The following is a 12,118-nucleotide window of genomic DNA, read 5'->3' on the forward strand; positions in this document are numbered from 1 at the left end:
GCATTCTCGAACAGCAAAGTTCATCCCTCTCGCTCGGTGATCACGAGAAGCCAATCCCCGTCTCCATCCGTGTTCGGCCCCGGTATAGGGATGTCGCCGTTCTCGTCGGAAGTCGCCGGCTGCCGAGGCCCGGTCGCGTCGGCGGGGTCGACCCACTCGAGGGTCGCCTCCTCCGGTACCAACGCAGGATCGAGCCGGATCGTGCGCTGCGTCGGAAGGTAGACGACGGCGAGTGAACCGTCGGGTGTCCGGGCAGCGGTGACGTACTCGTCGTCGAGAACGTCGATCATCTCGTCACTCGTCCACGGGGTGCCGCGACCTGCGACGACGAGCGGTTCGTCGATATCCGGCACGAGCTCCCACCACGGCCACGACTGCCACGACTGCCACAGTTCACGTATCGCTCGCAGCTGTGCGACAGCGGGAGTATCCAGACGGGTTTCCCACCCGTCCGGGAACTCCCAGTCGTCGGAACCCCGGAACTCGCCGGGCGAACCGGAGGTCAGTGCCCACAACGCCTGACGTCGGAGTGTCTCGTCGGTGGTCGGTGCCGTGTCCTCCTGGTTGTTCTCACCTTCGTAGTTGCCCTCCGAGAACAGTGCGGGTCGCGGGTCGCGGGTTCCGTCGGCACGCTCGTAGGCCTGCAGGACGGCCTGATAGGTGGGCGCGTAGGTGTAGACGAAGTTCCAGTCCACGACCGGTTCCCAGAACGGGTGATCCGTGGACAGCAGCTTGTCCCACCCCAGTTGGATCGTGAACGGTGCGTCGGAGCCGGCATCACGGATCCCGTCGAGCATCGCGTGCAGCACGAGATCCGACTCGGCACCGGCCGCGAGATCCTCCGCCTCCGGTGAGTAGTCCCCGCCGGTCATCCAGACGATGTTCGGGAATTCCGCGTACCGCTGCGCGAACCGCCGTCCGTACTCGAAGGCCTGTTCCGGCGTGGTCGACGCGAAGACGTGGGTGAGGTTCCACCCGTCCATCGGATACAGGAATACCGTGTTCCCGTGGCGGCACGCGATCCGGAGGTAGTCGTCGACACGCGACCAGTACACCTCGTTCCACTGCGTGATGTCGCCGTCGACGAACGGTTCGATGCCGTCGAAGGTGGCGCCTTCGTAGCTCGGGCCGCCGTTCACCGGCACGACGATCGCCGACATGATCGAGGCATTGAACCCGTTGATCTCGCGGTCGGTGAAATACAACTCGGCCTGCTCGGGCGACCAGTCGGCCATCCCCGACCACGGCGAGTCGCCGCGGACGAGGACGGGATCACCGTATTGATCCTCGAAATGGCGGCCATCGGCGCCGACGGACGAGACGAAGCGGTGGTCGGCGGCATCGCAGTCCGCTTCGACCGCCGGGACGTTCGTCCGCTGTTCCTGCTCTCCCGCGTTCGAACAGGCCGCGACCAGCAGCAACACCATCACAAGGACTGCCTGTTTCATCGTCACCCCACCGCGCCCGTGGTACGTCCAGGCTACGGAGGAGATCGTGGCTCCGAGCGAAAACACGGAACCCGTCGTCGGCGACAACCCGCGCTGGGGACTTCTTCCTCGACAAGGACCGACGTTCAATTCCGACGGACGCGGACGGCGGTGCCGGCGCACAGCACGACGACGGCACCGCCCGCAAACACTGCCCATGTCAATGGTTCTCCCAGCAGCCAGGCGGCCCAGCCGACCGTCATGATCGGCTGGGTCAGTTGCACCTGCCCGACCCGAGCCATCGGCCCGATGGCCAGACCTCGGTACCACGCGAAGAACCCGAGGAACATGCTGACGATGCCGAGGTACGCGAACGACGCCCAGTGCGTCACCCCACCCTGCGGCGGTCCGTCGGCGAGCGAGACCAGGGTGAGTGTCACCATCAACGGTGACCCCAGCACCAGTGCCCACGAGATCGTCTGCCACGCACCGATCTCCCGCGCCAGCAGCCCGCCTTCTGCGTAACCGACGGCGGTGGCGACCACCGCGCCGAGCAACAGCAGATCGGCTCGACCGAATCCCGCGGCACCTCCGCCACGCAGGCCCGCGAAGGCCATGACGGCGACCGTCCCCGCACCCGCCGCGACCCAGAACGGGGTGGGCGGCCGTTCGTGGGCCCGCAACACCGCGACCACCGCGGTCGCAGCCGGAAGGATCGCGATGACGATCGCGCTGTGGTTCGCCGGTGCCATGGTCAGGGCGTACGAGGTGAGCATGGGGAATCCGATCACCACCCCACCTGTGACGACGGCGATCCTGCGCCACTGATGCGTGTTCGGGAGTCGTTGCCCCGTGAGCGCGAGCGCCAGAGCGGCGAGAACCGCCGCGACGACCGCGCGGCCGGCGGCGACGAACAGCGGTGACATCGCCCCGTTCTCGACGGCGATGCGGGTGAGCGGCACGGTCAGGGAGAAGCCTGCGACGCCGAGCAGACCCCAGGCGAGCCCGCGAGGATCGGACGATAGCACTGGCCTGCCGGACACGATAGCGCTACTCTTAAATCTCATGTCGAACAGTAGCAGTTCCCAGCTCGTCGCGGAACTGACCCGGTGGATCGCCACCGCAGCACCCGGCGCCCGGTTGCCGTCGACGAGATCGCTCGTCGCGCAGTACGGCGTCAGCCCCGTCACGGTGCAGAAAGCATTGAAGACACTCCAGACCCGGGGTCTCGTGGAGAGTCGCACCGGTGTGGGAACCTTCGTCCGCCGGATCCGCACGTCGAACACGATCGATCACAGCTGGCAGACGGAAGCGCTCGGAACGGCTCCCTCGTTGCCTCGCGCCTCCGCCGCCCTGCGAACCGTGTCCAACGATGTGGTCTCACTCCACTCCGGCTATCCCGACCGCACGCTGCTTCCCGAACGCCTTGTCCGCGGAGCATATTCACGCGCAGCCCGCAGCGACGCCGCCGTAGGACGGACACCTGCTGCAGGACTTCCCGAACTGCAGGAGTGGTTCGCCGCGGAGCTGTCGGAAGCGACGAACGCGCGCACGGCCCCGCCGTCCGCGGGCGACGTGATCATCACCCCCGGCAGTCAGAGCGGGCTCGGGTCGATCTTCCGCGCACTCGTCGGCGCCGGTAATCCCCTCATCGTGGAGTCACCGACCTATTGGGGTGCAATCCTCGCGGCCACGAAGGCCGGCGTGCAGCTCGTACCGGTTTCCAGCGGACCCAACGGGCCCGATCCCGACGAATTGGCCCGCGCCTTCGATCGGACCCGGGCCCGCGCCTTCTACGCACAACCGAACTTCGCGAATCCCACCGGGGCGCAATGGCCGTCGTCGACCGGCGAGCGGGTCCTCGACGTCGTGCGCGATGCGGGAGCGTTCGTCATCGAGGACGACTGGGCCCACGACTTCGGGATCTCGACCTCGTCCGTTCCGCTGTTCGCCCGCGACGATTCGGGCCACGTCGTCTATGTCCGCTCCCTGACCAAGAGTGTCGCGCCGTCGGTGCGGGTCGCGGCGATCGTCGCGCGTGGACCGGCTCGCGAACGCATCCTCGCCGACGTGCAGGCCGAATCCGTCTATGTGAGCGGCGTTCTCCAGACGGTCGCGCTCGACGTCGTCACCCAGCCGGCATGGCAGACCCATCTGCGGGCGGTGCGGCGCGAGCTCGAATCGCGCCGCAACCTTCTCGTGAGCGAACTTCGTGAGCTCGCACCGGATGTGGCTGTCGACGGGCTACCGTCCGGTGGGCTCAACCTGTGGGGCAGGCTCCCGGACGACGTCGACGCCGAGGCCGTCGCGCACGAGTGCGAGGCCGCCGGGGTGCTCGTCGCGGCAGGTGACGAGTGGTTCCCGGCGGAGCCCACCGGTCAGTACCTCCGGCTCAACTACGCAGGACCGAATCCGGCGGCCTTCCGGGAGGCCGCGCGGGTCATCGGGAAAGTCGTCTCCGGCGGGTGAGGGCGAGCGGACGTCACCGGCTCGTGCGGCGCCGGCGGGCCTTCCTCACCCGGGTGCGTTCGTCCTCTGTGAGCCCACCCCAGATCCCGTAGCGTTCACCGGAATCGAGGGCGTACTGCAGGCACTTCTCCCGCACCGGACAACGTGCGCAGACCTTCTTGGCCGAAGCCATCCGGTTCTCCCTCGCGTCGCCCCGCTCGTTGTCCGGGTGGAAGAACAACGATCCGTCTGCGTCGCGACAAGCCGCGTCCATCTGCCAATCCCATTCCTCGGTAACGGGAGGCGGCAGATAGAGCAACTTCAGCGCGGGCATGTCCTACCTCCCTCCGTTGCGCAGGGTGCGGTAGACCTCGATCAGGTGATCGGTGGACGCGTCGCCGGTCTCGGGGATCTCGTCGCCGGCGAGCACCGACTGCAGGGCGGTGGCCTGGGTCTTGCCGAGTTCGACGCCCCACTGATCGAACGAGTCGATCCCCCACACGACGCCTTGGACGAAGGTCTGATGTTCGTAGAAGGCGATGATCTGCCCCACCACCGAGGGGGTCAGTTCCGGGGCGAGGATCGTCGTCGACGGCCGATTGCCGGGCATCACCTTGTGCGCCACCAACGCCTCGTCGACGCCCTCGGCACGGACCTCGTCCGCATCACGGCCGAACGCGAGGACCTTGGCCTGGGCGAACATGTTCGCCAGCAACAACACCTGCATGCTGGTCTGCCCGTCGCGGGCCGGTAGGTCGTCGCCGCTACGGGCCAGGCCGAGAAAGTCGACGGGGACGATCTCGGTGCCCTGGTGCAACAGCTGGAAGAAGGCGTGCTGACCGTTGGTACCGGGCTCACCCCAGAACACCTCCCCGGTCGGACACACCACCGGTGTGCCGTCGGCGCGCACGGATTTGCCGTTCGATTCCATGGTCAGCTGCTGCAGATAGGCCGGCAGCCGCGCCAGATCCTGCGCATAGGGCACCACCGCCCGCGACCGGTGGCCGAGGATGCTCGCGTTCCACACCCCGATCACCCCCGCCAGCAACGGTGCGTTCTGCGCCGGGGCGGTGGTGGCGAAGTGGGTGTCGATGGTGTGCATGCCGGCGAGGAACTCGGCGAACCGCTCGCGTCCGATGGCGCACATCACCGCCAGCCCGATCGCCGAACCGACCGAATAACGGCCGCCGACCCAGTCCCAGAACTCGAACATGTTCGCCGGGTCGATGCCGAACTCGACCACCCGCTCCGTATGGGTCGACACGGCGACGAAATGCTTGGCCACGGCGTCCTCGCCGAGGGCGTCGACGAGCCACCGCCGGGCGGCGGTGGCATTGGACAGGGTTTCGAGGGTGGAGAAGGTCTTCGACGCGACGACGAACAAGGTGGTGGCCGGGTCCAGGTCGGCCAGGGCGGCGGTCAGATCGGCGGGGTCGACGTTGGAGACGAACCGCGCCGCCGGCCCGTCGTGAAAACGGCGCAGGGCGCGGGTGACCATCGCCGGGCCCAGATCGGAGCCGCCGATGCCGATGTTGACCACCGTGGCGATCTTCTGCCCGGTGGCGCCGCGCCAAGCCCCGGTGCGGAGGCGGTCGGTGAACTCGCCCATCCGGTCGAGCACGGCGTGGACGTCGGCGACGACATCGACCCCGTCGACGATCAGGTCCGCCTCGCGGGGCAGGCGCAGGGCGGTGTGCAGCACCGCGCGGTCCTCGGTGACGTTGATGTGCGCCCCCGAGAGCATCGCCTCCCGAGCCGCGACCACACCCGTCTGCTCCGCCAGCTGGAGGAGCAGTTCGAGAGTGCGACCGGTGAGACGTTGTTTGCTGAAGTCGACCACCAGATCCCCGGCGTGCGCGGTCAACGCCTGCGCGCGCTGCGGTTCGATCGCGAACAGCTCCCGCAGGGACACCGCGGCGATCTCGTCCCGGTGGGTTTCGAGGGCTCGCCAGGCCTCCGTGGTCGTCACATCCTGTGTTTCCGTATCCATGTTTCTGCCAACGTCTTTCGTCACGCCAGTGCGCGCAGGCGGGGGGCGAGGTCGCGTTCGAACAACTCCAGGAACCGCTTCTGATCATGACCCGGCGCGTGGAACACCAGATGATTCAACCCGGCATCGACATACGACTTGACCTTCTCGACCGCCTCGTCCGGATCCGACGCCACGATCCACCGCTTGGCGACCTGCTCGATCGGCAACGCATCCGCGGCCGCTTCCATCTCGATCGGATCGTCGATGGAATGCTTCTGCTCCGGCGTCAGCGACAACGGTGCCCAGAAGCGGGTGTTCTCCAAGGCCTTGTCCGGATCGGTGTCGTACGAGATCTTGATCTCGATCATCTTGTCGATCCCGGCCACATCCCGCTCCGCCTTCTCCGCACCCTCGGCGACGGCCGGCAACAGTTTCTCGGTGTAGAGCTCCATGCCCTTCCCCGAGGTGCAGATGAACCCGTCTCCGGCCCGTCCCGCATACCGGGCGACGACCGGACCACCGGCGGCGACGTAGACCGGGATGCCGCCTTCGGGCACGTCGTAGATCGACGCCCCCTTGGTCGTGTAGTACTCGCCCTCGAAATCGACCCGGTCGCCGCGCCAGAGCTCGCGCATCAATCGCACCGACTCCCGAAGACGGGCGAAACGTTCCTTGAACTCCGGCCACTGGCCGGCATATCCGGTGGCGATCTCGTTGAGCGCTTCGCCGGTGCCGACGCCGAGGAAGATCCGCCCCGGATACAGACAGCCCATCGTCGCGAAGGCCTGCGCGATCACCGCCGGGTTGTACCGGAAGGTCGGGGTCAGCACCGAGGTCCCGAGCTGCAGCCGTTCGGTGCGCTCCCCCACGGCGGTCATCCACGCCAACGAGAACGGCGCGTGCCCACCGTTGTGCCGCCACGGCTGGAAATGATCCGACACCGTCGCCGAATCCATCCCGTGCGCCTCGGCCAGCACGCCCAACTCGACCAGCTCGCGCGGACCGAACTGCTCCGCCGACGCCTTGTATCCCAACTTCAGCATTACCGTGCAACCTCCGAACAACGTGGTGCCAGCGAAACGATCACGCACAATCGCGCAAATCCTGCACGAAATCATGCACACTGAGCGCAGACAGTGTCAATATCCACGCAGAGGTGTGTCGCTCCGTGCGTTATGGTCGTGCACCGACCCCGACCACGGCGTCCGAGTACCCAGAAAATCGAGTGCCCAGAGCCCTAGGAGCAATCGTGTCAGCGACCGCACGGCGACGTGAGATCTTCCACCGAATCCTCGCCGACGGATATGTCGATGCGAAGACCCTCTCGGCCGATCTCGGTGTCGATGCATCCACGATCCGCCGCGACCTCGATTCGCTCGCCCGCGAAGGGAAGGTCGAGCGCACGCACGGGGGTGCCCGAGCGGTCGAGGGCGCAGGTCTCGAGGTGCCGTACGCCCTCAAGAAGGACGTGCGCCGCGAGGAGAAGGTGGCGATCGCGGCAGTAGCGGCCGCCATGGTGTCCGACGGGGACAGCGTGGTGCTCGACAGCGGATCCACGACCTACGAGGTGGCCGTGGCACTGCGGCACAAGGCGTCGCTGACGGTCCTCACCAACGACCTACGTATCGCGAAATACGTTGCGGCATTTCCCGACGTCCGGCTCCTCGTGTCCGGAGGCGAGCTCCTCGGTTCGGTCTACACCCTGGTCGGCGACCATGCCGTGCAGTTCCTCTCGGACTACTCCGCCGACTGGGCGTTCCTCGGTGCCGACGCTGTGCACCCCACTGCCGGCATCACCAACACCAACACGCTGGAGATCCCGATCAAGCGGGCGATGATCCGATCGGCCGAGAAGACGATCGTCGTGACGGATCATTCGAAGTTCGGGGAGCGCGCGCTCGCCCGGGTCGCGAGCCTCGACGAGGTCACGTGCATCGTCACCGACGACGGTCTCGACGAGGAGAAGCGGGCAGCCTACGGCGACCGACTCGTGATCGCCTCGAACTCTTGACATACAACCATTCGGTTGTACATTTGGGGGTGTGAGCGGAGACGACGAGGACCGGGCCGATGCCCTGTTCCACGCGCTCTCCGACCGGACCCGACGCGACATCATGCGACGAGTCCTGGCCGGGGAGCACTCGGTGTCCGCTCTTGCAGCGAACTACGACATGTCCTTCGCTGCAGTGCAGAAACACGTCGCCGTGCTGGAGAAGGCCGGTCTGCTCGTGAAGCGACGCAGCGGTCGCGAGCAGTTGGCCAGTGGTGACGTGACGGCAGTGCGGTCGGTGGCGTCCATGCTCACCGAGCTGGAGCAGGTCTGGCGCGGTCGCATCGCGCGCATCGACGAACTCATCGCATCCGAATCCCCCGAGGAAGGCTGAGAAATGCCTGTAACCGACGTCCGGCACGACTCCGACAAGTTGACCCTGACCATCACCGCCGAGTTCGCCGCCCCGGTGTCCCGCATCTGGCAGGTCTATGCCGATCCCCGTCAGCTGGAGAAGATCTGGGGACCCCCGACCTTCCCCGCGACGGTGGTCGACCACGATCTGAAGCCCGGCACCCGCACCACCTACTTCATGACCGGCCCCGACGGCGAGAAGTACGCCGGCTACTGGGACATCACGGCCGTCGACGAACCGACGAGCTTCTCGTTCACGGACGGTTTCGCAGAGCCGGACTTCACCCCGAAGCCGGAGCTGCCCGTCTCACGCAGCGTCTACAACTTCGAGGAGTTCGAAGGCGGCACGCGCGCAACCTATGTCAGCACCTACGAGAGTGCCGAGGCGCTCCAGCAGGTACTGGACATGGGGGTGGTCGAGGGCGCCTCGTCCGCCATCAACCAGATCGACGACCTGGTGGCTGCCTGACAGCACCGAAAGGCCGACGCCCCCTGCTCTTCCGGACGAGACGAACCGGAGAGCAGGGGGCGTCGGAAGGCTTACTGTCGGTGTGACGGAGATCGGGTCGTGCGACGGAGATCAGAGATTCAGTCGCCCAACGGAATCAGAGATTCCAGTCGCCGAGACCGTCCCAGCCGTTGAGGGTTCCGCCGGCGGTGTTCTGCACGATCACCGGGTCGCCCTTCTTGGCGTTCTCGTAGAACCACTTGCCGTCCTCGGTGCTCACATTGAGGCAACCGTGGCTGACGTTGGTGTTGCCCTGCGCGCCGACCGACCAGGGTGCGGCGTGGAGGAAGATGCCGCTGTTGGACATCCGCGTCGCGTACTCGACGTAGGTGCGGTATCCCTCGGGGCTGTCGACGGGAACTCCGTAGGTCGACGAGTCCATGTACATGTCGCGGTACTTCTCACCGACGATGTACGTGCCGTTCGGGGTGTCGTGACCGGGCTTGCCGAAGGACGTCGGCATGGTGCGGACGACCTCGCCGTTGCGGGTGACGGTGATGGTCTTGGTGTTGTTGTCGGCGACCGTCACCAGGGCATCGCCGATGGTGAACGACGACTGCGCGTCGCCGGCCTTCACCGTGACCGCGGTGTTCGCGGGCCAGAACTCGAACGGCTTCCAGCGGACCTGCGTGTTCGACGCCCAGTAGAAGTGCCCGTCGACAGGCGGCTGCGTGGTGATGCGGATGGCGCGCTCGGCGGCCGCGCGATCCTCGATCGCCTCGTTGAACCGGATGATGATCGGCTGCGCGACACCCACCGTCTCCCCGTTCGACGGATTGACGGACGGAGCGGAGAACGGCGCGGCCGGCTCGGGAACGAGCTGGGGCGGAAGCTGCGGCGGCGTCACCCCGGGCGGCGTGAGTCCTTCGATCAGCTCCTGGACGCTCGGCACCTCGGGCCCACCGGGCCACAGCGGTGCCGCGCTCGCAGGACCTGCGGTGGCCAGTGCCACGGCGGCTGCGCCCACGAGTGCAGCACCGATCCGCGCAGATCCGCGGCCCGTGCGGCGACGGTTCGACAAAGCTCGCTTTTCGAACATTCCACAACCCATCGTTCAGCGGTGCGCCGCGCCTTATTTCCCCTGCGCGGCGTGCTCGTACCCGTTCATTAGATACAGGACGGTTACGGACGGGCAATTCGAATGCGGCCCGTTTCGATATCTCCGCAGGTCAGCGGCCTCAGGGGTGTATTACGAATGCAGACGCCTGCGGCGCGGGTGAACGGATTTCACCCGCGCCGCGAACCGACGGTCACACCATTTCCGGGACGTCCAGGTGGGCGATGGCGAGCTCGAACTCACCGGTATCGAGGACCCTGGCGCCTGCCGCCCGAGTCACCTCGGAGCGGATACCGTCGACATGCGCTCTGGTGCGGTCCATCGCTTCGGCGCTGTCGAACGTCAACGACGTCACTCCGCGACCGCCGGCGCGGTCCAGCATCAGGCTGGCGCTGCAGAAACCCTCGAGTTCCTCCATCCTGGGCAGCGCGGCCATCTTCCACATGTCCACACCGCGATCCACCTGGGCGGGATCGATCTCGACCCAGGTGACACTGCAGCAGGACCCGCGGGTCGCGTGGTGGTCGCGGTGCATGACCGCGATCTCCCAATTGGCGACGTCCGTGGTGGCGTGGAACATCCGGGCCGCCTCGTCCCGGAGCATGCGTGCCATGCCTTCGCTGGAGCGCAGCACGTCCCCGTCCCGCCAGGAGCTGGTGGCGATGCATCGGCCCGAGCCGCGGTCGATCAGCAGGGACAGCCCCATGCAACCGTCGGTGTCCGCCAGGGCAGGCATCACGATGTCGCGTACGTGCTTGATCCCGGCGTCGATGTACGACGGATGCGCATGAATTGTGGTGGAGCGTGCAAACACGATCGGCACCCCTCTCCTCAGGGCGGCGCCGACACGGCGTCGCCGGTCGTTTCGGCGCGACCCCCCACCCGAAACCACCCGTGTTCACACTGCTCCCCTACTCGGCCGTAGGCAATAGACGGCCGGTCTGCATCTGCCATCCTCGAAGGGTGGCGGCGTCGAGCGGTATCGACCGCATCGGTCCCGGCGACCTGACCGAACTCGTCTCGGACGTGGGACGGGCACCTCTGAATGTCGGTGCTGCGATCTTCTTCGCCGGTGAGAACCTGCGTGATCCGACGACACCGATGGTGGTGCTCACCGAACGACTCGTCGGGATCCGCCGGCTGCGGCAAAGCCTGATCGAGCCGGCGTGCGGGCTCGGACGTCCCTACTGGATCGACGACGACCACTTCGATGTCGATGCCCACTTCTCACAGGTGCGATGTCCCGACCCCGGCGACAGGGACGCAGCACTGGCCCTCGCCGTGGACGCGGTCACCCGCCCGTTGCCTCGATCCCGACCGTTGTGGCGCGCGCTGCTCGTCACCGACATCGCGGACCCGAACGGGCACACGGCGTTGGTGATGGTGTTGCACCACGTCCTGGCCGACGGGATCGGTGGTCTGGCGATCCTGGCGCATCTCGTCGACGGCATGGACAGCTCACCGCCCCTGCGCGAACAGCGCACATCCGGGCAACCGAGTGCGCGAGAACTTCTCTACGACAATTTGATCGGTCGTCTGCACACGCTCCGCCGGGCACCGCGGGCCGTCACACGTATTCCTGCCGCGTGGGCGGAACTCGGGCGAGGCGCAGGCGGGCGCGCCCCGCGCTGCTCGCTCAACGCCCCCACCGGTGCTCGTCGTGCGATCGGGACCGTGGAGGTGGATCTGGATACGGTCCGCAGAGCGGGACGACGGTGGGATGCGACGGTCAACGACGTACTGCTGGTCGCGGTCGGTGGTGCCCTCGGCACGATTCTGCACAGGCGCGGCGAGTTCCCGCCCGAGCTGGTGATCTCGGTACCGGTCTCCGCCCGCATCGTCGACGCCAGTGGGCAGCTGGGTAATCGCGTCGGTGTCATGCCCGTCCGGGTACCGCTGGACGGAACACCGGAGGACCGGCTGGTAGCCGTCTCCCGCACCACCCGATTGCAGAAGACGAACGTGCGAGGGCTGTCCGCCGAGCTGCTGGGCCCGGTCTTCCGAGCGCTCGCGGCCGTCGGGATGTTCGGTCGGTTCGTGGACCGGCAGCGCCGGGTCAATTCTTTCCTGTCCGACCTGCCTGGACCGTCGTCGACGATCACCGTGGCCGGCGCACCCGTCACGTCGATCGTGCCGTTGATCGTCAGCACGGGGAACGTCGCTGTCGCCTTCGCCGCACTGTCGTATGCCGGCACGCTGACGGTCGCGGTCGTCGTCGATCCCGACGTCGCCCCCGAGGTCCGCGACCTCACGGAGGCCGTGCGCGAACAGTTCCGCTCGATCGTCGCCTCCGCACAGTGAC

At 67.0% G+C, this 12,118-nt stretch carries 12 protein-coding genes; 5 read left to right on the forward strand and 7 right to left on the reverse strand.

Going from position 1 to position 12,118, the window contains the following annotated elements:
- Positions 1 to 20: 20 nt before the first annotated feature.
- Both AC0LPE_RS21060 and AC0LPE_RS21065 read right to left on the reverse strand, forming a co-directional pair.
- Positions 21 to 1,454, reverse strand: a complete 1,434-nt coding sequence (locus AC0LPE_RS21060) for a glycoside hydrolase family 140 protein (protein WP_419957108.1) — start codon at positions 1,452 to 1,454, stop codon at positions 21 to 23.
- A 119-nt stretch (positions 1,455 to 1,573) separates the two neighbouring features.
- Entirely contained in the window at positions 1,574 to 2,455 is an 882-nt protein-coding gene (locus tag AC0LPE_RS21065; RefSeq protein ID WP_490605157.1) for a DMT family transporter, read from the reverse strand.
- A 37-nt stretch (positions 2,456 to 2,492) separates the two neighbouring features.
- Here AC0LPE_RS21065 and AC0LPE_RS21070 point away from each other — a divergent pair, with 37 nt between their 5' ends.
- A complete protein-coding gene (locus tag AC0LPE_RS21070) occupies positions 2,493 to 3,896 on the forward strand; it encodes an aminotransferase-like domain-containing protein (RefSeq protein WP_490605158.1) in 1,404 nt (467 codons plus the stop codon).
- Positions 3,897 to 3,909: 13 nt separating this feature from the next.
- Here the strand turns inward: AC0LPE_RS21070 and AC0LPE_RS21075 are convergent, their stop codons facing one another.
- The 3 genes from AC0LPE_RS21075 to fgd are packed head-to-tail and all read right to left on the reverse strand — an operon-like array spanning position 3,910 to position 6,890.
- Positions 3,910 to 4,209 (reverse strand): WhiB family transcriptional regulator, encoded by a 300-nt coding sequence (locus AC0LPE_RS21075; RefSeq protein WP_006553755.1) that lies wholly within the window; start codon positions 4,207 to 4,209, stop codon positions 3,910 to 3,912.
- Between the two features lie 3 nt (positions 4,210 to 4,212).
- A complete protein-coding gene (gene pgi / locus AC0LPE_RS21080) occupies positions 4,213 to 5,865 on the reverse strand; it encodes a glucose-6-phosphate isomerase (protein ID WP_490605159.1) in 1,653 nt (550 codons plus the stop codon).
- Positions 5,866 to 5,885: 20 nt separating this feature from the next.
- On the reverse strand, positions 5,886 to 6,890 hold the full coding sequence (gene fgd / locus AC0LPE_RS21085) for a glucose-6-phosphate dehydrogenase (coenzyme-F420) (protein ID WP_060650179.1): 1,005 nt from the start codon (positions 6,888 to 6,890) through the stop codon (positions 5,886 to 5,888).
- Between the two features lie 206 nt (positions 6,891 to 7,096).
- Between fgd and AC0LPE_RS21090 the strand changes: the two genes are divergently transcribed.
- Genes AC0LPE_RS21090 through AC0LPE_RS21100 form a run of 3 tightly spaced genes read left to right on the forward strand, consistent with a single transcriptional unit; the run spans position 7,097 to position 8,720 of the window.
- Complete coding sequence (locus AC0LPE_RS21090; protein ID WP_490605160.1) at positions 7,097 to 7,858, forward strand: DeoR/GlpR family DNA-binding transcription regulator; 762 nt, start codon at positions 7,097 to 7,099, stop codon at positions 7,856 to 7,858.
- A gap of 31 nt (positions 7,859 to 7,889) precedes the next feature.
- Positions 7,890 to 8,231, forward strand: a complete 342-nt coding sequence (locus tag AC0LPE_RS21095) for an ArsR/SmtB family transcription factor (RefSeq protein ID WP_145690773.1) — start codon at positions 7,890 to 7,892, stop codon at positions 8,229 to 8,231.
- 3 nt (positions 8,232 to 8,234) lie between these two features.
- Complete coding sequence (locus AC0LPE_RS21100; protein WP_145690772.1) at positions 8,235 to 8,720, forward strand: SRPBCC family protein; 486 nt, start codon at positions 8,235 to 8,237, stop codon at positions 8,718 to 8,720.
- A 136-nt stretch (positions 8,721 to 8,856) separates the two neighbouring features.
- Here AC0LPE_RS21100 and AC0LPE_RS21105 read toward each other — a convergent pair whose 3' ends face one another.
- Positions 8,857 to 9,798 (reverse strand): L,D-transpeptidase, encoded by a 942-nt coding sequence (locus tag AC0LPE_RS21105; protein WP_490605161.1) that lies wholly within the window; start codon positions 9,796 to 9,798, stop codon positions 8,857 to 8,859.
- Between the two features lie 211 nt (positions 9,799 to 10,009).
- A complete protein-coding gene (locus tag AC0LPE_RS21110) occupies positions 10,010 to 10,639 on the reverse strand; it encodes a hypothetical protein (RefSeq protein WP_160874447.1) in 630 nt (209 codons plus the stop codon).
- Between the two features lie 140 nt (positions 10,640 to 10,779).
- On the opposite strand from AC0LPE_RS21110, the gene AC0LPE_RS21115 reads away from it, so the two are divergent.
- Positions 10,780 to 12,117 (forward strand): wax ester/triacylglycerol synthase domain-containing protein, encoded by a 1,338-nt coding sequence (locus tag AC0LPE_RS21115; protein WP_145690769.1) that lies wholly within the window; start codon positions 10,780 to 10,782, stop codon positions 12,115 to 12,117.
- Position 12,118: the final 1 nt, after the last annotated feature.

Source organism: Rhodococcus sp. S3 (assembly GCF_058211795.1).

What these genes read in the sequence shown, in the direction of transcription:
- AC0LPE_RS21075 (WP_006553755.1), bottom strand. Translation starts at nt 4,209, where the DNA reads ATGCCCGCGCTGAAGTTGCTCTATCTGCCGCCTCCCGTTACCGAGGAA.
- AC0LPE_RS21100 (WP_145690772.1), top strand. Translation starts at nt 8,235, where the DNA reads ATGCCTGTAACCGACGTCCGGCACGACTCCGACAAGTTGACCCTGACC.
- fgd (WP_060650179.1), bottom strand. Translation starts at nt 6,890, where the DNA reads ATGCTGAAGTTGGGATACAAGGCGTCGGCGGAGCAGTTCGGTCCGCGC.
- pgi (WP_490605159.1), bottom strand. Translation starts at nt 5,865, where the DNA reads ATGGATACGGAAACACAGGATGTGACGACCACGGAGGCCTGGCGAGCC.
- AC0LPE_RS21070 (WP_490605158.1), top strand. Translation starts at nt 2,493, where the DNA reads ATGTCGAACAGTAGCAGTTCCCAGCTCGTCGCGGAACTGACCCGGTGG.
- AC0LPE_RS21105 (WP_490605161.1), bottom strand. Translation starts at nt 9,798, where the DNA reads ATGTTCGAAAAGCGAGCTTTGTCGAACCGTCGCCGCACGGGCCGCGGA.